This is a genomic window from Duganella paludis, assembly GCF_054461335.1.
Window position 1 is genome coordinate 4,956,623 of the sequence record NZ_CM136922.1, and the last position, 21,574, is coordinate 4,978,196.

The window sequence follows — 21,574 nt, forward strand, 5'->3', positions numbered from 1 at the left end:
GGCCGGCCCGCCGCGCAGACGAAAAAAAACCCCGCGCGCGGGGTTTTTTACATCGGACAGCTTAAAAACTTAAGCCGACTGGATGTTGGAAGCTTGCTTGCCTTTAGGGCCTTGCGTGACTTCGAATTGAACTTTTTGACCTTCTTTGAGGGTCTTAAAACCGTTCATGTTGATTGCGGAGAAGTGAGCGAACAAATCTTCACCGCCGTCATCAGGAGTGATGAAGCCAAAACCTTTGGAATCATTGAACCACTTAACAGTACCTGTTGCCATAAAAAGAACTTTCAAAATTAAATCGGATCACACGAGCCATAAAAGCAAGAAGCTTCCTGCCCCTCTCCTCACGCCCACTTCTTATCAACATGTACATTTCTGCACGCAGCCGATAACGCATTGTTAGCGGACCAAATTTGAAAGTCAAGCAGATTTGTATGCATTTTGCTACTTTTGAGACGATTGGTGAAAATGCAACTCTTGATTTTGCGGAATGGGGCGCCATCTGCGGCAAGTCGAGAAAGCGCGTAAGATGGAAAACAATTGGATATGTGCAGCGAAATGCACATTGCATCAACCTCGAAAGCATTAGAATATAAGCGTATGGCAACCAAGCATGACACCGAAACCCTCTTGGAGCGGCAAACGCTGAAGCCGCCACCGTTGTACCAGGTGGCGTTGCTGAATGACGACTACACCCCGATGGAATTCGTGGTCGCGATCATTCAGGAGTATTTCAACAAGGATCGCGAAACCGCAACACAGATCATGCTCAGTGTGCACCGCTACGGCAAAGGTGTATGTGGCGTGTTCTCGAAAGATATAGCCTGTACTAAAGTGGAGTTCGTTTTAACGCATGCGCGCAAGGCGGGGCATCCCCTGCAGTGCGTGATGGAGGAAGTATGATTGCGCAGGAATTGGAAGTAAGTTTGCACATGGCGTTTGTCGAAGCCCGACAGGCACGGCATGAATTCATCACGGTGGAGCACTTGCTGCTGGCCTTGCTGGACAACCCTTCGGCTGCCGAAGTGTTGCGCGCATGCGCCGTCAACATTGAAGATCTGCGCAAGACCCTGACCAATTTTATTGGTGACAACACGCCGACTGTGCCTGGCACCGGCGAGGTCGATACCCAGCCCACGCTCGGCTTCCAGCGCGTGATCCAGCGCGCCATCATGCACGTCCAGTCCGCTTCCAACGGCAAGAAGGAAGTCACGGGCGCCAACGTGCTGGTGGCCATCTTCGGCGAAAAAGATTCGCACGCGGTGTACTACCTGCACCAGCAGGGCGTGACCCGCCTGGACGTTGTCAATTTCATTTCGCACGGCGTGCGCAAGGACCAGCAGACCGACACCGCCAAGGCGTCGGAAGGCGTGGAAGAGGGCGCACCGGGCGCCGAAGGGCAGACCAAGGAAAGCCCGCTCGATCAGTTCACCCAGAACCTGAACAAGTCGGCCGCCGAAGGCAAGATCGATCCGCTGATCGGCCGTGAAGAGGAAGTGGACCGCGTGATCCAGATCCTGTGCCGCCGCCGCAAAAACAATCCGTTGCTGGTGGGCGAAGCCGGCGTCGGCAAGACCGCCATCGCCGAAGGCCTGGCCTACCGCATCACCCAGGGCGACGTGCCGGACATCCTGTCGAACGCCGTGGTGTATTCGCTGGACATGGGCGCGCTGCTGGCCGGCACCAAGTATCGCGGCGATTTCGAACAGCGCCTGAAGGCCGTCCTCAAGCAATTGAAGGACAATCCGAACGGCATCCTGTTCATCGACGAGATCCACACCATCATCGGCGCCGGCTCGGCCTCGGGCGGCACGCTGGACGCGTCCAATCTGCTGAAACCGGCCCTGGCCAATGGCCAGCTCAAGTGCATCGGTGCGACCACCTACACGGAATTCCGTGGCGTGTTCGAAAAAGACCATGCGCTGAGCCGCCGCTTCCAGAAAGTGGACGTCAATGAACCGACCGTCGAGCAGACCGTGCAGATCCTGCGCGGCCTGAAGTCGCGCTTCGAAGAGCACCATGGCGTGAAATATTCGTCGTCGGCGCTGTCGACTGCGGCCGAACTGGCGGCACGCTTCATCAACGACCGCCACCTGCCGGACAAGGCCATCGACGTCATCGACGAAGCCGGTGCGGCGCAACGCATCCTGCCGAAGTCGAAGCAGAAGAAAACCATCGGCAAGACCGAGATCGAGGACATCATCTCCAAGATCGCGCGCATCCCGCCGCAAACCGTCAACCAGGACGACCGCAGCAAGCTGCAAACCATCGACCGCGACCTGCGCAACGTGGTGTTCGGCCAGGATCCGGCGATCGAAGCGCTGGCGTCGGCCATCAAGATGGCGCGCGCCGGCCTGGGCAAGACCGACAAGCCGATCGGCTCTTTCCTGTTCTCCGGTCCTACCGGCGTCGGCAAGACCGAGGTGGCCAAGCAGCTGGCCTTCATCCTGGGCATCGAGCTGGTGCGTTTCGACATGTCGGAATACATGGAGCGTCACGCCGTCTCGCGCATGATCGGCGCGCCGCCGGGTTACGTCGGTTTCGACCAGGGCGGCCTGCTGACCGAAGCCATCACCAAGAAGCCGCACACGGTGCTGTTGCTGGACGAGATTGAAAAAGCCCACCCGGACATTTTCAACATCCTGTTGCAGGTGATGGACCACGGCACGCTGACCGACAACAACGGCCGCAAGGCGGACTTCCGCAACGTGATCATCATCATGACCACCAATGCGGGCGCAGAGAGCCTGCAGAAGTCGACCATCGGTTTCACCAACAGCAAGCAGGCCGGCGACGAGATGGGCGACATCAAGCGCATGTTCACGCCGGAATTCCGGAACCGCCTGGATGCCATCATCAGCTTCCGCGCGCTGGACGAGGAAATCATCCTGCGTGTGGTCGACAAGTTCCTGATGCAGCTGGAAGAGCAGCTGCACGAGAAGAAAGTCGAAGCGATCTTCACCGAGAAGCTGCGCGCCTTCCTGGGCAAGAAAGGTTTCGATCCGCTGATGGGCGCACGCCCGATGTCGCGCCTGATCCAGGACATGATCCGCAAGGCGCTGGCCGACGAGCTGCTGTTCGGCCGCCTGGTCACCGGCGGCAAGGTGGTGGTGGACCTGGACGACAAGGATGCGGTCAAGCTGGACTTCCCGGAACCGCCCGACGCGGCGCCTACCCAGGCTCCAGAGACGGTCGAAGTCGAATAAGCCTGACGGCTGCCAGAAAAACCCGCCGCGTGCGGGTTTTTTTTCGTCCGTGATAGGAGGACTGGGCAAGCTGTGCCAAAATTGCCGATCCATTCGACAACCTTTGGACACTGTCACATGAACCCGTCTCGCCCGCTTGCCTTGCTGTTACTGTCCGCCGGTCTGCTGTCCACGGCATCTGCCGCCGATGCCTACTATCGCTTCCCCTCCGTGCGCGGCGACAGCGTCGTGTTCACCGCCGAAGGCGACTTGTGGCGCACCGGCGCGCAGGGCGGGCAAGCCGTGCGCCTGACCACGCACCCGTCCGCCGAGACCAACGCCGCCATCTCGCGCGACGGCCGCTGGGTGGCCTTCTCGGCCGCCTACGAGGGCGCGCAGGAGGCCTATGTGATGCCGCTGGGCGGCGGCCTGCCCAAGCGCATCACGTTTGAGAACGGCGCCGTCTCGGTGCTCGGCTGGAGCGCGCAGGGCGAGGTGCTGGTGAGCATGGCCGCCGGCACCGGACCGGGCCGCAGCGTGGTGGTGGCGGCCATCAAGCCGGACATCCTGCAACGCCGCGTGTTCCCGCTGGCCGACGCCAACGACGTGGCGCTCGACGACAGCGGCAACACCGTCTACTTCACCCGCAACGGCCTGGCGCTGACCAACGACAACGTCAAGGGCTACCGTGGCGGCGCGCACGCGCAGTTGTGGCGCTACGATTTAACCGGCGCCGACGAAGCGGTGCAATTGCTGGCCACCGACACCGGCAACAACAAGCGGCCGATGTGGTGGCAGGGACGGGCCTACTTCATCAGCGACCGCAGCGGTTCGGACAATCTATGGAGCATGGCCGCCGACGGCAGCGATCCGCGCCAGCTGACCAGCCACAGCGCCTGGGACGTGCGCAACGCCAGCATGGGCGACGGCCGCATCGCCTACCAGCTGGGCGCCGACCTGCACGTGTTCGACGTCGGCGCCGGCAAGGACCAGCAGCTGGCCATCAACCTGGTGTCGGACTTCGACCAGCAGCGCACGCGCCAGATCCGCTCGCCGCTGGAGAGCCTGACCAATGTGCAAATCGCCGGCAAGTTCGAGCGCCTGGTGCTGACCGCACGCGGCCGCGTCAGCGTGGCCGGCACCGGCGCCCAGCGCCGCGTGGAGATCGCGATACCGGAAGGCGCCCGCGCGCGCCAGGCCGTGTTCAGCCACGACGACAAATCCATCTACGCCATCGTCGACAGCACCGGCGAAAACGAAATCTGGAAATTCGCCGCCGACGGTTCCGGCAAGGGCGAGCAGCTGACCAGGGACGGCAACAACCACCGCTGGCAGCTGTACCCGTCGCCGGACGGCCGTTGGCTGGGCCACACCGACAAGAAGGGCCGCTTCTGGCTGCTGGACCTGGCCAGCAAGACCAACACCGTGATCGACGACGCCGGCAAGGCCGGACTGGGCGAGTACGACGAAATCATGTGGTCGGCGGACAGCAAGAACCTGGCGCTGGTGCGCGCCGCCAGCACCGAGCAGCGCAACCAAATCGGCCTGTTCAACGTCGACAGCAAGCAGCTGGCCTTCGTCACCAGCGACCGCTACACCTCGCGCTCGCCGGTGTTCTCGCCGGACGGGAAGTGGCTGTACTTCCTGTCGGCCCGCAACTTCCAGCTGGCCAATGGCTCGCCGTGGGGCGACCGCAATATGGGACCGGTGTTCGACAAGCGCACCGGCGTGTTTGCGCTGGCGCTGCAGCCGGACAACCGTTTCCCCTTCAAGCCGGACGATGAACTGAGCAAGCCGGGCGACAAGCCGGCCGAAGGCGCCACCGAGCAGGCGGCGGAGAAAGCGGCCGAAAAAGTCGTGGCCAAGGCCGCGCCCAAGGCCGCCGGCAAATCGCTGCCCGCCATCGTCTACGCCGGCTTGTCCGAGCGGCTGTACGAAGTGCCGCTGGCCGCCGGCAATTACCGTGCGCTGCAGATGGACGACAAGCGCCTGTACTTCCTCGACGCGGACGGCAACGACGGCAAGGCCAGCCTGAAAACCCTGGCCATCGCCAGCAACGGCCCGCAGCCTGAAGTCTTCGTGGCCGGCGTGCGCGAGTACGACCTCTCGCTCGACAGGAAGCACGTCTACTACCGCAGCTTCGCCACCGGCGCCGGCGACATGCTGGTGGTCGATGCCGGCGCCAAGGCGCCGACCGATGTGAGCAAGGCCAAGGTCAAGGTCGACGACTGGACCTTCACCTCCAATCCGCGCCTGGAATGGAAGCAGATGTTCAACGACGCCTGGCGCATGCACCGCGACTTCCTGTACGACGTGAAGATGCGCGGCGCCGACTGGCCTGCCGTGCGCGCCAAGTACACGCCGCTGGTGGAGCGCGTGACCGACCGCGCGGAGCTGGACGATGTGCTGGGCATGATGATCAGCGAAGTGGGCGCGCTGCATTCGCAGATTCGTCCAGGCGACATCCGCCGCTCGGCGCCGGAAGGCACGCCGGCCGGACTGGGCGCGCTGCTGTCGCGCACCGTGGACGGCTATCGCGTGGACCACATCTACACCAGCGAACCGGAACTACCGTCGCTGCGCGGCCCGCTGGCGCAAGCCGGCGTGGATGTGAAGGAGGGCGACATCATCACCGCTGTCAACGGCAGGTCGGTGCTGGAAGCGCGCGACATTGCCGACCTGCTGCTCAACCAGGCCGACAAGCAGGTGCTGCTGCAGGTGAAGCGCAAGAATGAAACGCGCGCGGTGATCGTGCTGCCGGTGACCATGGTCCGGCAAACGGCGCTGCGCTACAGCGATTGGGAGCAATCGCGCGCGCGCCAGGTGGAGTCGCTGTCGAAGGGACGCATCGGCTACCTGCACCTGCGCGCCATGGGCGCCAACGACATCGCCTCCTTCGCGCGCGACTTCTACGCCAACGTCAATCGCGACGGCCTGATTATCGACGTCCGCCGCAACAACGGCGGCAACATCGATAGCTGGATCATCGAGAAGCTGCTGCGCAAGGCGTGGGCGTTCTGGGCGCCGCCGGGCGTGGCGCCGTCGCCGAACATGCAGAACACTTTCCGCGGCCACCTGGTGGTGCTGATCGATGAATACACTTACTCGGACGGCGAGACCTTCGCCGCCGGCATCAAGGCCTTGGGCCTTGGGCCGCTGGTGGGCAAGCGCACCGCCGGCGCCGGCGTTTGGCTCAGCGATAACAACCGCCTGAGCGACAACGGCATGGCGCGCGTGGCCGAGATGGGCCAGTTCAACACGCAGGACGGCCAGTGGCTGATCGAAGGCGTGGGCGTGTCGCCGAATGTGGTGGTGGATAATCCGCCGCACGCCACCTATCAAGGCCAGGACCGTCAACTGGAAGTGGCGTTGGAGCTGCTCGATAAAAAGCTGAAGGAGCAGCCGGTGAAACCCTACGCGCCGCAGGTGATCCCGGGCCTGAATGTCCGGAATTGAACAGTAGTCTTGTTCAGGATCGGACAATAGGCGGCGAAAAACGCGTGGCATGGATGTTGCAGTTGGATGCGATAACTTCATAACGGGATTCATACATGGACTTTCGCATCGGCTGGCGCACCCTGATACAAGAACCGGCGTACACGCTGGCGGTCATGCTCGGACTGAGCGCGGGCCTGGCGGCGTGCCTGCTGCTGCTTGGCTTCGTGCGTTACTCGCTGGAGTACGACGCCTTCGTGCCGGACGTGGACAACATCTACGTGGTTCGCCACCGCTTCAATGTCGATCCCACCGAACCGTTGTACGACCTGGCACCGATGTTCCTGCGGAACGCGGCGCTGAAAATGCCCGGCGTGGTTGATGCCACCAGCTACATCCCGGCGCGTGAAGAAGTGCTGCCGATCGCCGTGCGCATCGACCGCAAGATGCTGCGCGTGCGTGCGCTGGTCGTGCTTCCTGGCTTTGAACGCATACTGGGCCTGCGCGCGCTGCGCGGCGACCTGGCGGGAGCGCTGGAGCGTCCCGACCGCATCGTGCTGACCGAGGCGGCGGCGCTGCGCTTCTTCGGCACCGCCGACGTGGTCGGCCGCATCGTCCATATGGAAGGCAAGCCACAACAGGTTGGCGCAGTCGTCGCCACGCCGCCTTCGAATACCACCATACCGTTCGAGATGCTGTTCGGCGTGAACTCGACCTTCGCCGCCGAAGTCCGCCACGAGATGGTGACCGGCGAGCACGGATGGATCGGCAAGATACTGATCCGGGTCCGTCCCGGCACTTCGATCTCCGCGCTGACCGACAGTCTGCAGCAGGTGGTGGACCACACGCCCAGCGTACAAAGCTTTCCTGCCGAGGTGATGGCGCGCCTGGGCAAGCGCAAGACCATGGAGATTTCATTGTCGCCATTGCGCGGCGCCTATCTGACTCAGAACCTGCGTAACACCATCGCGCTGGTGGGCGACCGTGGCGATCCGGTGGTGATCGCCGGACTGGCCGCCATCGCCGTGCTGGTGCTGGTACTGGCGGCGATCAATTACGTCAACCTGGCCACGGTGCGGATGCTACGGCGCCAGCGCGAAGTGGCGATGCGCAAGGTGCTGGGCGCCGGCCTGCCGCAGTTGACGTTGCAGTTCATGCTGGAGTCGCTGCTGGTGTCGATGCTGGCCACGGTGCTGGGATTGCTGCTGGCCTGGCTGGCATTGCCGATGTTTTCAGAATTGGTCAATCGCCAGCTGGACGATCTGTTCACGGCGTCGAATATCGCTGCGGCCTTCGGCATTGGCGTCTTGCTGGGCGTGGTGAGCGCGATTTATCCCGCTGTTATTGCGCTGCGCGTGCATCCGACTCAGGTGCTGGCCGGCCGTCCCGGCACCGAGTCCGGCGCCAGCATGCGGCTGCGACGCGTGCTGACGGTGATACAGATCGCGGCGGCCATGGGCCTGGCCGGCGTCAGCATCGCCATCGCATGGCAAACGCATTATGCATTGACCTCATCGCCCGGTTTTGACCCGTCGCCACTGCTAGTGGTCGACATGCCGGAACGCGTCAAGGATAGCGCGGTGGCGCGCGGATTCCATGCGGCGCTGTCGGCGCAGGCCGGCGTGGAAGGCGTGGCCATTTCGGACGATCCGGTCGGGCGTCTTGACTGGAGCTGGTCGCGCGACCTGCAACGCCCTGGCGGCCAGGCGGCGACGATGGAGATGAAGTCGGTGAGCACCAATTTCTTCGAACAGCTGCGCATCCAGCCGGTGACGGGACGGCTGTTCCAGCGCGGCCTGGATACCGACGATGATGTCGTGCCGGTGGTGATCAACGCCATCGCCGCGCGCGCACTCGGCTTCCCGTCGCCGGAGGCGGCGGTGGGCGAAACGGTACTGTTCACGGGCTACGACAACAAGACCATCCGCAAGACGATCATCGGCATCGCCCCCGAATTGCGTTTCCGCTCGCTGCGCGAAGCGCCGCGCTCCACCGCCTACGAATTGCGCACCGCCGGCGCTTCGCTGACGGCGCGCGTGCATGGACCGATGGCGGACGTCGAACGCGAGGTGCGTGAACTGTGGCCGCGTTACTTCCCCGAATCGCTGCTGCGCATGCATCGCGCGGAAGAGGTATTGGCCGTGAACTATGCCGAGGATGCGCGCATGGCGAAGCTGTTGGCGAGCGCCACCTGTCTGGCGCTGATTATCGCCGGCGTCGGCACCTACGTTTTGTCCGCCAACACGGTGCAACGCCGCGCCAGGGAAATCGTCCTGCGCAAACTGCATGGCGCGCGGCGCGGCGACATCGGCCTGCTGGTGCTACGCGAGATCGGAACACTGATCCTGATCGCTGCCGTGATCGGCCTGCCGCTGGCGGCGATCGCCATTCAGCGCTATCTGGCAGGCTACGTTGAACACGCGCCAGTGGGCTACTGGACCTTGCTGTTCGCACTGGCGTTGACGTTGCTGATCGCACTCAGCGCCATCAGCCGCCATGCCTGGTTGGCCATGCGCTTGTCGCCGGTGGAAGCGCTGCGTAGTTAGGCCGGAGCTACAGGCTGGTCAAGGCTTTGAACTGCGGCGTGCGGCGGCGCGAGACTTCCACCGCCTGGTCGCGCAGCGTGAGATCAAGACCGCCCGCATCATTGGGGGCGACTTGCTCGACGTGGTCGATATTGACGATGTGGCGGCGGCTAGCGCGGAAGAAGCTTTGCGGGTCCAGCTTTTCTTCCAGCTGGTTGAGAGAACGCAGCATCAGCGGCTGTTGGTCGCCGAAGTAGACGCGCGTGTAGTTGCCGTCGGATTCGAACAGGCGGATGTCCTGCAGCGCCACAAACCAGCATCGCTCGCCGTCCTTGATGAACAGCTTGCGGGCCGCCGTGGACACCGCCGCGCGCTGGCGCACAGCGCAGCGTTGCAGGGCGGCCGCCATGCGGTTGGCCTGAATCGGCTTCTGCAGATAATCGAGCGCGTTCACTTCGAATGCCTGCAAGGCGTATTGGTCGAAGGCGGTGGTGAAGATCACTTCCGGCGCATTCTCCAGGGCCGCCAGCATGTCGAAGCCGGAGCCGCCGGGCATTTGGACGTCGAGGAAAATCAGGTCCGGCTTGAGCGCGGCGATCTGCTGCAGGCCGTCGGCGGCGTTGACGGCTTCGCCGACGATTTCCACTTCCGGGTGCGCCGCCAGCAGGCGGCGCAGTTCAGCGCGCGCCAGGCGCTCGTCATCGATCAGCAATGCACGCATTACGCGGCCTCCGGCAAGGTGAGGGTGGCGCGTACCCAGCCACTGTTTTCAGACAGGTCCAGTTGCGCGTTCGCGCCGAGTGCCAACGCCAGGCGCTTGCGCGTGTTGACCAGGCCGACCTTGGTGGAATTCGCAAACGGCACGATGGCGCCGAGGTTGGCGATTTCGATATGCACAGCGCCATCATCCATGCGTTGCGCGCGGATGCGGATCTCGCTGCCTGTGGCGCTGGTTTCAACGCCGTACTTGACGGCGTTCTCCACCAGCGTTTGCAGGGCCATCGGCGGAATGCGCACCAGTTCCAGCCCGACACCGATTTCCACGCTGACCCGCATGCGTTCCTCGAAGCGGATCTTCTCGATGGCGAGGTAGGCCTGCACGGCCTCGATCTCCGCCGACAGCGGCACCGTGTCGTGATGGCCCGATTGCAGCGCGTAGCGCATCACGCTGGCCAGTTGGTCGATCATTTGTGCGGCGGCGTTCTGGTCTTCGTAAATCAATGCGCGCACGCTGTTCATGCTGTTGAAGAAGAAGTGCGGATTGACCTGCGCCTGTAGTGCGCGCAGCTCGGCGTCCTTGGCTGCCACCTCCAGCCGTAGCGCTTCCGCCTCGGCGCGGTTGGCGCGCCGCAGCGACAGCACGGCCATGTAGAAGATATGCCACACCAGGTAGATCGACCACCACGACATCAGCGCGGAAGGAATCCAGCCGAAGCCGCGCACCATGCCCGACGACGCAAACATCAGGAAGCCGAGGTACTGCACGGCGGTGTGGAAAGTACCCAGCACCAGCACACCACCCAGCACCATCTTCCAGCCGACCCGCCGTCCGCTGTGCACGCGGCGCTTGATCAGCCGGTGCCACAGGTCGGAGATGACGATGCCGCTGGCGGCGCCCCAGCACATCACCCACAGCAGGCCGGGCATGCGCGTGGCGCCCATGGCGGCGGCGAACAGGGGCAGGAAGCCCCAGCCGGCGATCTGGAAGATCCAGTACCAGTTCAGGCGCGCAAGCAGGGGGCGTTGGTGGCTCATGGTCTTAGTTCAAAAAGTTATCGATACGATCATACATCCAAGCCGGATCGTCGTACATGATGAAGTGACGGGCGTTGTCGGCTATCTCAACGCGCACGCCCGGCAGCTTGGCGTACTGCGTGGTGTACATGGCGGTGATGGCCGGCTTGGGCGCGTAGTCCTTGTAGGCGATCCATGTGCCCAGCACCAGTGTCGGCGCGGTGATGCGGCTGATGTCTTCGCGCAGATCGCTGGCCATCAGGTCGGCCATGGCGTCGATGACGGTGTTGCGGTCCGACAGCTTGCCGGCGGCCTTGATGCGGTCCATGTCCTCCTGTTTGGTGATCATGGTGCGCAGCATGTTCATCTGGCCGGCCTTGAAGGTTTCCGCGTCCTGCGACTTCATGTTGGCGCGCATGCCTTCGGCCAGTTGTTTAAGCTGCGCGCCGGTGATGTTCGGCACCTGGGTGGCGCCCAATGCCGGCAGCGTGTCGACGATGACCAGACGGCCCACCTGTTCCGGGTGGCCGGCCGCCAGTTTCATGCCGAGGAAGCCGCCCAGGCTATGGCCGATGACGATTGGGCGTTGCAGTTTGTTCTCGGCGATGTAGCTGCTCAGTTGCTGTTCCACGGCTGGTAACAGCGGCGTGTCGATGGCGGGCTGGCCGGCGAAACCGGCCAGCGTCAGCACGTGGCACTGATGCTTGCCGCTGCCGCAGTAATGCGCCACCGTGCCGTCCCACACACTGCCGGGGGAGCCAAGGCCGGGAATCAGGATGATCGGTGCGCCGGTGCCGGTGACGTCGACCTTGAAGGCGGGATGCGCTGTTGCTGGTGCTGCTGCGGCGTGGCCGAGGGTGAGGGCGGCGGCAAGGGCGGCGATGGATTTGATCAGCATGGTGTTCTCCGTTGGTGAGTAAGTGGAGCCATGCTATCGGTGCGTCGCGGCGGCGGCGACGGATTTGGGATGAACGGTTTGCAGCCGTGATGAGCGGTAAATCAGCCTTCGGCCTTGAGTTTGCGCCAGAGTGTGGTGCGGCTGATGCCGAGGTAGTCGGCGGCGGCGTCTCGGCGGCCGCCGAAGCGGGCCAGGACGTTGGCCACGGTTTCCGCTTGCGGCCGAGCGCCGGCGGCTGGATCATCGGCGCTCCATGCGGCGGCGCTGTTGGCGATGAGCGGCGCTTCCGGCCGCGCTGCCAGCTCCGGGGCGACGCTGAGGACAAAGGCCGGCGTCAGCGCTTGCAGCGGCTCGGCCGCGAGGAACAGCGCCAGGCGCTCGGTCAGGTTGCGCAGCTCGCGCATGTTGCCCGGCCAGTCGTAGCGCTGCAGCAGCGGCGCGCAGGCCGCCATTTCCGCATGCAGGTTCGGATGCGGCCGCGCACCCAACGAGGCCAGCGCGTTTTTCAATGACCACTCCGCGAGCGGCAGCACATCTTCGGCGCGCGCGCGCAGCGGCGGCAGCGTCAGGCGCAGCACCGCCAACCGGTAGAACAGGTCCGCGCGGAAGCGGCCCTCGCGCACGCGCTGCTCCAGATCGCAATGCGTGGCGCTGATGATGCGCACGCTGACCGGTATCGGTCGCGTGCCGCCCACACGCACAACCTCACGCTCCTCCAGCACCCGCAGCAAGCGCGTTTGCAGCGTGAGCGGCATTTCGCCTATCTCATCGAGGAACAGCGTGCCGCGATTGGCCGCTTCGAACAATCCCGCATGGCCGCCGCGCCGTGCGCCGGTGAAGGCGCCTTCCTCGTGGCCGAACAGTTCCGACTCCAGCAGCGATTCCGCAATCGCGCCGCAGTTCACCGCCACGAAGGGACGGTTCTGCCCCAGCGTGCGCGGCGCCTCGCGGTGGATGGCTTGCGCCACCAGCTCCTTGCCACAGCCGGTTTCGCCTTGTATCAGCACGGTCGCCGGCGACTTCGCATACAGCACCACCGATTGCCGCACCGTCTCCATCGCCGCCGAGTCGCCGCGCAGATCGTTGATGCCGTGTTTGGCGCGCAGCGTGTCCGTCACCACCGCACCGCGCACGCGGCTGCGGTTGGATTCCAGCTGCGTCAAGCGTGCCATTTCCAACGCATCGTCAAACGCGTGACGGATCGAAGCGGCCGAGTAGACGAACACGCCGGTCAGTCCCGCTTCCTCGGCCAGATCGGTAATCAGCCCGGCGCCGACGATGGCCTTGATGCCGGCCGCTTTCAAATCGTTGATCTGCGCGCGCGCGTCTTCCTCGGTGACGTAGGTGCGCTGCTCGACCTGGAAGCCGAAGGTGCTGGCAAATTCCGCCAGCTCCGCCAGCCGCTCCTGATAGGTGACGATGCCGATGCGGTCCGATACGCGCCGCGCGCGCGCCAGCGCCTGCATCACATCCAGGCCGCTGAATTTGGCGATCACCACCGGAACCGATAGCCGGCCTTTCAGGTAGGCGGCGTTGGAGCCGGCCGCGATCACCGCGTCGCAACGCTCGGTGGCGAGGCGTTCGCGGATGTGTTTCGCCGCTTCGTCGAAACCGAGGTTGATCGGCTCGATGGTGGCCAGGTTGTCGTATTCCAGTGTGATGTCGCGGAACAGATCGGACAGGCGCGAGACGGAAACCGTCCAGATAACCGGTTTCTCGTTGGCGTCGAAGGGCAGGGGCGTAGAATGGCGCATGTTTCAATTATAGTTCAATTTTGTTTCACTGTTTCATTGTGAAACAGTAGTGTACGCGTAACTTGTTGATTTATATAGCTTGATGGTCTGGCACAGCCCTTGCACTAGTGAAGCCAACTTTAACGCAACACCGAAAGGTCACACCATGAGTCACTACTCCGCAGGCGCCGCGTTCCGCAAAGCCGTCCAGGAAGAATCCCCATTGCAGGTTGTCGGCGCCATCAACGCCAACCATGCGCTGCTGGCCAAGCGCGCCGGCTTCAAGGCGATCTACCTGTCGGGCGGCGGCGTGGCGGCGGGTTCGCTCGGCCTGCCGGACCTGGGCATCTCCAATCTGGACGACGTGCTGACCGACGTGCGCCGCATCACCGACGTGTGCGACCTGCCGCTGCTGGTCGATGTGGACACCGGCTTCGGCGCTTCCGCCTTCAACGTCGCCCGCACCGTCAAGTCGATGATCAAGTTCGGCGCCGCCGCCATGCACATCGAAGACCAGGTTGGCGCCAAGCGCTGCGGCCACCGTCCGGGCAAGGAGATCGCCAGCAAGCAGGAGATGGTCGACCGCATCAGCGCCGCCGTCGATGCGCGCACCGACGACCAATTCGTCATCATGGCCCGCACCGATGCGCTGGCCGTGGAAGGCCTGGACGCCGCCATCGAGCGCGCCGTCGCTTGCGTGGAAGCGGGCGCCGACATGATCTTCCCGGAAGCGATGATCAGTCTCGATATGTATAAAAAATTCGCCGCCGCCGTCAAGGTGCCGGTGCTGGCCAATATCACCGAATTCGGTTCGACGCCGCTGTTCACCGTGGACGAGTTGCGCAGCGCCGATGTGGGCCTGGTGCTGTATCCGCTGTCGGCCTTCCGCGCCATGAACAAGGCGGCGGAAAACGTCTACGGCGCCATCCGCCGCGACGGCACGCAGCAGAACGTGGTCGACACCATGCAGACCCGCGCCGAACTCTATGAGCGCATCAACTATCACGATTTCGAACAGAAGCTGGATGCACTGTTCGCCGCACAGAAAAAATAATTAACCACCGCCGTCGTTCCCGCGCAGGCGGGAACCCATGCAGGGTATGGATTCCCGCCTGCGCGGGAATGACGGCTTACCGGAGACCGTAAATGACCGAAGCCACCACTTTCAAGCCTAAAAAATCCGTCGCCCTGTCCGGCGTCGCCGCCGGTAACACCGCGCTGTGCTCCGTCGGTAAAACCGGCAATGACCTGCACTATCGCGGCTACGATATTTTGGACGTCGCCACCACCTGCGAGTTCGAAGAAATCGCCTACCTGCTGGTGCACGGCAAACTGCCGACCGAGTCCGAGCTGCGCGGCTACAAAGCCAAACTGCGCTCGCTGCGCGGCCTGCCGCAAGCGGTGAAGTCGGCGCTGGAAGCACTGCCTGCCTCCGCCCATCCGATGGACGTGATGCGCACCGGCGTCTCCGTGCTGGGCTGCGTGCTGCCGGAAAAGGACGACCACAACACCCCAGGCGCGCGCGACATCGCCGATCGCCTGATGGCGTCCTTCGGCTCCATGCTGCTGTACTGGTATCACTACAGCCACAACGGCAAGCGCATCGAAGTGGAAACCGACGACGATTCCATCGGCGGCCACTTCCTGCACCTGCTGCACGGCGAGAAGCCGCGCGATTCGTGGGTGCGCGCGATGCATACTTCGTTGATCCTGTACGCGGAACACGAGTTCAATGCGTCCACCTTCACCAGCCGCGTGATCTCGGGCACCGGCTCCGACATCCACTCGGCCATCACCGGCGCCATCGGCGCGCTGCGCGGTCCCAAGCACGGCGGCGCCAACGAAGTCGCTTTCGAAATCCAGAAGCGCTACGACAATCCGGACGAAGCGGAAGCCGATATCCGCAACCGCGTCGCCAACAAGGAAGTGGTGATCGGCTTCGGTCACCCGGTGTACACGGTTTCCGATCCGCGCAATGTGGTTATTAAAGACGTGGCGCGTCAGTTGTCCGAGGAAGCCGGTTCGACCAAGATGTTCGATATCGCCGAGCGCCTCGAATCCGTCATGTGGGAAATCAAGAAGATGTTCCCGAACCTGGACTGGTTCTCGGCCGTGTCGTACCACATGATGGGCGTGCCGACCGCGATGTTCACACCGCTGTTCGTCATCTCGCGCACCTCCGGCTGGTCGGCGCACATCATCGAGCAGCGCATCGACAACAAGATCATTCGCCCAAGCGCCAACTACGTTGGCCCTGAAGACCTGCAATTCGTCCCGATCAAGGACCGTCAATAATCATGAACACCAATTTCCGCAAGCCCTTGCCGGGCACCCAGCTAGACTACTTCGACGCGCGCGCCGCTGTCGATGCGATCCAGCCAGGCGCCTGGGCCAAACTGCCGTACACCTCGCGCGTACTGGCTGAAAACCTCGTGCGCCGCTGCGATCCGGCCACGCTGAACGCCTCGTTGTCGCAGCTGATCGAGCGCAAGCGCGACCTGGACTTCCCATGGTTCCCTGCGCGCGTGGTGTGCCACGACATTCTGGGCCAGACCGCATTGGTCGACCTGGCCGGCCTGCGCGACGCGATTGCGCTGCAAGGCGGCGATCCGGCGCAGGTCAATCCGGTGGTGCCGACGCAGTTGGTGGTGGACCACTCGCTGGCGGTGGAATGCGGCGGCTTCGATCCACAGGCCTTCGACAAGAACCGCGCGATTGAAGACCGCCGCAACGAAGACCGCTTCGATTTCATCAACTGGACCAAGAAGGCGTTCAAGAACGTCGACGTGATCCCGCCGGGTAACGGCATCCTGCACCAGATTAATCTGGAGCGCATGTCGCCGGTGATTCAGTCCGTGGACGGCGTGGCCTTCCCGGACACGCTGGTCGGCACCGACTCGCACACGCCGATGGTCGATGCGCTGGGCGTGATCGCCATCGGCGTCGGCGGCCTGGAAGCGGAGAGCGTGATGCTCGGTCGCGCATCGTGGATGCGACTGCCGGACATCATCGGTGTTGAGCTGAGCGGCAAGCCGCAGCCGGGCATCACCGCCACCGACATCGTGCTGGCGCTGACCGAATTCCTGCGCAAGCAGAAGGTGGTGTCGTCCTACCTGGAGTTCTATGGCGTAGGCGCTTCGCACCTGACGCTGGGCGACCGCGCCACCATCTCCAACATGGCGCCGGAATACGGTTCCACCGCCGCGATGTTCTACATCGACGAGCAGACCATCAAGTACCTCAAGCTGACCGGTCGCGATGACGAAACCGTTAAACTGGTGGAAACCTACGCCAAGGAGACCGGCCTGTGGGGCGATGCGCTGGCCAGCGCAGAGTATGAGCGTGTGCTGACGTTCGACCTGTCGACCGTGGTGCGTAACATCGCCGGCCCATCGAATCCGCACAGCCGCGTGCCGACCAGTGAGCTGGCCGCGCGCGGCATCAGCGGCGTGGTAGAAAATGAGCCGGGCCTGATGCCGGACGGCGCCTGCATCATCGCCGCCATCACCAGCTGCACCAACACCAACAACCCGCGCAACATGATCGCCGCAGGCCTGTTGGCCCGCAACGCCAACGCGCGCGGCCTGACGCGCAAGCCGTGGGTGAAGTCATCGCTGGCACCTGGCTCCAAGACCGTGACGCTGTACCTGGAAGAAGCTGGCCTGATGCCTGAGCTGGAAAAGCTCGGTTTCGGCGTGGTGGCCTATGCCTGCACCTCGTGCAACGGCATGTCCGGCGCGCTCGATCCGGTGATCCAGAAGGAAGTGGTTGAGCGCGACCTGTACGCCACCGCCGTCCTGTCGGGCAACCGGAACTTCGACGGCCGCATTCACCCATACGCCAAGCAGGCCTTCCTGGCCTCGCCGCCGCTGGTGGTGGCCTACGCCATCGCCGGCACCATCCGCTTCGATATCGAGAAGGACGTGCTAGGCATCGACGCCAACGGGCAGCCGGTGACGCTGAAGGACATCTGGCCGACGGACGAAGAGATCGACGCCATCGTCGCCAGCGCCGTCAAGCCGGAGCAGTTCCGCAAGGTCTACATTCCGATGTTTGCCAAGCAGGCGGATGACGGCGTTTCGGTCAGCGCGCTGTACGACTGGCGTCCGCAGACCACCTACATCCGTCGTCCTCCGTACTGGGAAGGCGCACTGGCTGGCAAGCGCTCGCTGAGCGGCATGCGTCCGTTGGCGGTTTTGGGCGACAACATCACCACCGACCACCTGTCGCCGTCGAACGCCATCATGATGGATTCGGCAGCCGGCGAGTATCTGCACAAAATGGGTCTGCCGGAAGAGGACTTCAATTCCTACGCCACCCACCGTGGCGACCACCTGACCGCGCAGCGCGCCACCTTCGCCAATCCAACGCTGAAGAACGAGATGGTGCGCGATACGGACGGCAAAGTGAAAGCCGGCTCACTGGCGCGCGTGGAACCGGAAGGCCAGGTGCTGCGCATGTGGGAAGCGATTGAGACCTATATGGAGCGCAAGCAGCCGCTGATCATCGTTGCGGGCGCCGACTACGGCCAGGGCTCGTCGCGCGACTGGGCGGCCAAGGGCGTGCGTCTGGCGGGCGTGGAGGCCATCGTGGCCGAGGGCTTCGAGCGCATCCATCGCACCAACCTGGTGGGCATGGGCGTGCTGCCGCTGGAGTTCAAGCCGGGCGTGAACCGTCTGACGCTGGCGCTGGACGGCACGGAAACCTACGACGTGATCGGCGACCGCACGCCGCGCTCGACGCTGACGCTGGTGATCCATCGCCGCAACGGCGAGCGCCTGGACGTGCCGGTGACCTGCCGTCTCGATACGGCGGAAGAAGTGTCCATCTACGAAGCCGGCGGCGTGCTGCAGCGCTTCGCGCAGGACTTCCTTGAATCAGCAAAGGCTGCATGATGGTTCATAAACCGCAAATAAAAATCCCCGCCACCTATATGCGTGGCGGCACCAGCAAGGGCGTGTTCTTCCGTCTGCAGGATCTGCCGGAGGCGGCGCAGCAGCCCGGCGCCGCGCGCGACCAATTGCTGCTGCGCGTGATCGGCAGCCCCGACCCCTACGGCAAGCAGATCGACGGCATGGGCGGCGCGACTTCGAGCACCAGCAAGACGGTGATCCTGTCGAAGAGTAGCAAGCCCGATCACGACGTCGACTACCTGTTCGGCCAGGTCTCGATCGACAAGGCCTTCGTCGACTGGAGCGGCAACTGCGGCAACCTGTCCGCTGCGGTGGGCGCGTTCGCCATCAGCGGCGGCCTGGTTGACGCGGCGCGCGTGCCGCAGAACGGCGTCGCCGTGGTGCGCGTATGGCAGGCCAATATCGGCAAGACCATCATCGCCCACATCCCGATCAGCAACGGCGAAGTGCAGGAGACCGGCGACTTCGAGCTCGATGGCGTCACCTTCCCAGCCGCCGAAGTGCAACTGGAGTTCATGGACCCGGCGGCGGAAGAAGAGGGCGGTGGTGGGGCGATGTTCCCGACTGGCAAACTGGTGGATGACCTGGAAGTGCCCGGCATCGGCACGCTCAAGGCCACCATGATCAACGCCGGCATCCCGACCATCTTCATCAACGCCGACGCCATCGGCTACACCGGCACGGAGCTGCAGGACGCCATCAACGGCGACAGCAAGGCGCTGGCGATGTTCGAGACCATCCGCGCACACGGCGCGCTGCGCATGGGCCTCATCAAGGACTTGAGCGAAGCGGCCACGCGCCAGCACACGCCGAAGGTGGCCTTCGTGGCGCCGCCGGCGACCTATGTGTCCTCCAGCGGCAAGCAAGTGGCTGCCGGCGATATCGACCTGCTGGTGCGCGCGCTCTCGATGGGCAAGCTGCATCACGCCATGATGGGCACCGCTGCGGTGGCCATCGGCACAGCGGCGGCGATTCCGGGCACGCTGGTGAACCTGGCTGCCGGCGGCGGTGAACGCGGCTCGGTGCGCTTCGGCCACCCATCCGGCACCTTGCGGGTCGGCGCGGAAGCGGTACAACAGAACGGAGAGTGGAGCGTAAAAAAAGCGGTCATGAGCCGTAGCGCCCGCGTGCTGATGGAAGGCTGGGTACGCGTACCTGCCTAACTAATTCGGGGTCAGTTCCGACATTCGGACACGAGCCCAACCGTAGCGGGCGCTACGGTTGTGCTCGTGTCCGAATGTCGGAACTGACCCCGAAGTTGAACAACTGGAGGAGACATGAAGTACGCTGATTTTTATCAGCGCTCTATCGCCACGCCTGAACAATTCTGGCAGGACGAAGCTGCGCTCATCGACTGGAACACGCCCTGCACGCAAGTGCTGGATTATTCAAATCCGCCATTCGCACGCTGGTTCGTGGGCGGGAAGACCAATCTGTGTCACAACGCGGTGGACCGCTGGTGCGCCACGCAGGGCGACCAGCCCGCGCTGATCGCCATCTCCACCGAAACCAACACGGAGCGCAGCTACTCCTTCAACGAACTGAAAGCCGAAGTCGAACGCTGGGCCGCCATGATGCAGGCGCTCGGCGTGCGCAAAGGCGACCGCGTGCTGATCTACATGCCGATGATCGCCGAAGCCGCTTTCGCCATGCTGGCCTGCGCGCGCATCGGTGCGGTGCACTCGGTGGTGTTCGGCGGCTTTGCCGCCAACAGCCTGGCCAGCCGCATCGACGACGCCAAGCCGGTGCTGATCGTCTCCGCCGATGCCGGCTCGCGCAACGGCAAGGCCATTCCCTACAAACCGCTGCTGGATGAGGCGATCTCACTGTCCTCGGCCAAGCCGTCACGGGTGCTGCTGGTTGATCGCGGCCTGGCGCCCATGAACAGGGTGGAAGGGCGCGACGTCGACTACGCCGCCTTGCGCGCGTCGCATCTGGCCGCGCATGTGCCAGTAACGTGGCTGGAGTCGAACGAGCCGTCGTACATTCTTTATACCTCCGGCACCACTGGCAAGCCGAAGGGCGTGCAGCGCGATGTCGGCGGTTACGCGGTGGCGCTGGCGGCGTCGATGAAGTACAACTTCTGCGCCAAGGCCGGCGAGACTTTCTTCGCCACTTCGGATATCGGCTGGGTGGTGGGCCACTCTTACATTGTTTATGGTCCGCTGATCGCGGGCATGGCGACCATCATGTACGAAGGCTTGCCGATCTGTCCCGATCCGGGCATCTGGTGGAACATCGTCGAGAAGTACAAGGTCACGCGCATGTTTTCGGCGCCGACCGCGATCCGCGTGCTGCGCAAGCAGGCACCGGACTTCATGCGCAAGTACGACAAGTCGTCATTGAAGGCGCTGTACCTGGCCGGAGAGCCGCTCGATGAAACAACGTCGAGCTGGATCTCCGGAGAGCTGGGCGTGCCGATCATCGACAACTACTGGCAGACCGAGACCGGCTGGCCCATTCTGTCCATCGCGCAGGGTGTGGACGATGCGCCGACGCGCCTGGGCAGTCCCGGCGTGGCGATGTACGGCTACCAGGTCAAGCTGGTGAACGAGTCCACCGGCGCGGAGTGCGGCGCTGGTGAGAAAGGCGTGGTGATGATCGAGGGCCCGCTGCCGCCTGGCTGTATGCAGACCGTGTACGGCGACGATCAGCGTTTTGTCGATACCTACTGGACCGAGTCCGGCGGCACGATGCTGTATTCGACTTTCGATTGGGGCGTGCGCGATGCGGACGGCTACTACTTCATCCTGGGCCGCACCGACGACGTGATCAACGTCGCCGGGCACCGGCTCGGCACGCGCGAGATCGAGGAGTCCATCACCAGCCATCCCAACGTCTCCGAGGTGGCGGTGGTGGGCGTGGAGGACAAGATCAAGGGCCAGGTGGCGGTGGCGTTTGCGATCCTCAAGGATGCCAACGCGGCCACGAGCGAGCAGGACATCATGGCCGTTGTGGATCGCCAGCTCGGCGCGGTGGCGCGTCCTGCGCGCGTCTACTTCATAACGCAGTTGCCGAAGACGCGCTCGGGAAAATTGCTGCGTCGTTCGATCCAGGCGATTTGCGAAGGCCGCAATCCCGGCGACCTGACGTCGATCGAAGATCCTGCATCGCTGCAGCAGATTCAACGCGCGCTGGAAAAATAACAGCGCAC

Annotated in this window: 14 protein-coding genes; 9 read left to right on the top strand and 5 right to left on the bottom strand. The window is 63.7% G+C overall.

Going from position 1 to position 21,574, the window contains the following annotated elements; genetic code table 11:
- Window positions 1-69 precede the first annotated feature (69 nt).
- Window positions 70-273, bottom strand: coding sequence for a transcription antiterminator/RNA stability regulator CspE (gene cspE, locus ACXZ1M_RS21870; RefSeq protein WP_008446468.1), 204 nt, complete (start codon window positions 271-273; stop codon window positions 70-72).
- A gap of 324 nt (window positions 274-597) precedes the next feature.
- Here cspE and clpS point away from each other — a divergent pair, with 324 nt between their 5' ends.
- The 4 genes from clpS to ACXZ1M_RS21890 all read left to right on the top strand — a co-directional run bounded on the left by clpS (window position 598) and on the right by ACXZ1M_RS21890 (window position 9,163).
- Window positions 598-900, top strand: a complete 303-nt coding sequence (gene clpS, locus ACXZ1M_RS21875; protein ID WP_008446470.1) for an ATP-dependent Clp protease adapter ClpS — start codon at window positions 598-600, stop codon at window positions 898-900.
- A complete protein-coding gene (gene clpA, locus ACXZ1M_RS21880; RefSeq protein ID WP_459049732.1) occupies window positions 897-3,203 on the top strand; it encodes an ATP-dependent Clp protease ATP-binding subunit ClpA in 2,307 nt (768 codons plus the stop codon). The genes clpS and clpA overlap by 4 nt, the downstream gene beginning before the upstream one ends.
- 117 nt (window positions 3,204-3,320) lie before the next feature.
- On the top strand, window positions 3,321-6,638 hold the full coding sequence (locus tag ACXZ1M_RS21885) for a S41 family peptidase (protein WP_459049733.1): 3,318 nt from the start codon (window positions 3,321-3,323) through the stop codon (window positions 6,636-6,638).
- A 95-nt stretch (window positions 6,639-6,733) separates the two neighbouring features.
- Window positions 6,734-9,163, top strand: a complete 2,430-nt coding sequence (locus ACXZ1M_RS21890; protein ID WP_459049734.1) for an FtsX-like permease family protein — start codon at window positions 6,734-6,736, stop codon at window positions 9,161-9,163.
- Between the two features lie 7 nt (window positions 9,164-9,170).
- On the opposite strand, the gene ACXZ1M_RS21895 is transcribed toward ACXZ1M_RS21890, so the two are convergent.
- From ACXZ1M_RS21895 to prpR, 4 genes are all read right to left on the bottom strand, one after another.
- A complete protein-coding gene (locus ACXZ1M_RS21895) occupies window positions 9,171-9,863 on the bottom strand; it encodes a LytR/AlgR family response regulator transcription factor (protein WP_459049735.1) in 693 nt (230 codons plus the stop codon).
- The gene (locus tag ACXZ1M_RS21900) at window positions 9,863-10,897 is read right to left on the bottom strand and encodes a sensor histidine kinase (protein WP_459049736.1); all 1,035 of its coding nucleotides are present in this window, start codon (window positions 10,895-10,897) and stop codon (window positions 9,863-9,865) included. Before ACXZ1M_RS21900 ends, ACXZ1M_RS21895 begins: the two co-directional genes overlap by 1 nt.
- A 4-nt stretch (window positions 10,898-10,901) precedes the next feature.
- A complete protein-coding gene (locus ACXZ1M_RS21905) occupies window positions 10,902-11,774 on the bottom strand; it encodes an alpha/beta fold hydrolase (protein WP_459049737.1) in 873 nt (290 codons plus the stop codon).
- 101 nt (window positions 11,775-11,875) lie between these two features.
- Window positions 11,876-13,528, bottom strand: a complete 1,653-nt coding sequence (gene prpR / locus ACXZ1M_RS21910; RefSeq protein ID WP_459049738.1) for a propionate catabolism operon regulatory protein PrpR — start codon at window positions 13,526-13,528, stop codon at window positions 11,876-11,878.
- Between the two features lie 145 nt (window positions 13,529-13,673).
- On the opposite strand from prpR, the gene prpB reads away from it, so the two are divergent.
- From prpB to ACXZ1M_RS21935, 5 genes are all read left to right on the top strand, one after another.
- On the top strand, window positions 13,674-14,561 hold the full coding sequence (gene prpB, locus ACXZ1M_RS21915; RefSeq protein WP_459049739.1) for a methylisocitrate lyase: 888 nt from the start codon (window positions 13,674-13,676) through the stop codon (window positions 14,559-14,561).
- Between the two features lie 92 nt (window positions 14,562-14,653).
- On the top strand, window positions 14,654-15,802 hold the full coding sequence (prpC, locus tag ACXZ1M_RS21920; RefSeq protein ID WP_459049740.1) for a bifunctional 2-methylcitrate synthase/citrate synthase: 1,149 nt from the start codon (window positions 14,654-14,656) through the stop codon (window positions 15,800-15,802).
- A gap of 2 nt (window positions 15,803-15,804) precedes the next feature.
- Window positions 15,805-18,402, top strand: coding sequence for a Fe/S-dependent 2-methylisocitrate dehydratase AcnD (gene acnD / locus ACXZ1M_RS21925; RefSeq protein WP_459049741.1), 2,598 nt, complete (start codon window positions 15,805-15,807; stop codon window positions 18,400-18,402).
- On the top strand, window positions 18,402-19,583 hold the full coding sequence (prpF, locus tag ACXZ1M_RS21930; RefSeq protein WP_459054062.1) for a 2-methylaconitate cis-trans isomerase PrpF: 1,182 nt from the start codon (window positions 18,402-18,404) through the stop codon (window positions 19,581-19,583). Before acnD ends, prpF begins: the two co-directional genes overlap by 1 nt.
- A 114-nt stretch (window positions 19,584-19,697) precedes the next feature.
- Entirely contained in the window at window positions 19,698-21,566 is a 1,869-nt protein-coding gene (locus tag ACXZ1M_RS21935; protein ID WP_459049742.1) for a propionate--CoA ligase, read from the top strand.
- Window positions 21,567-21,574: the final 8 nt, after the last annotated feature.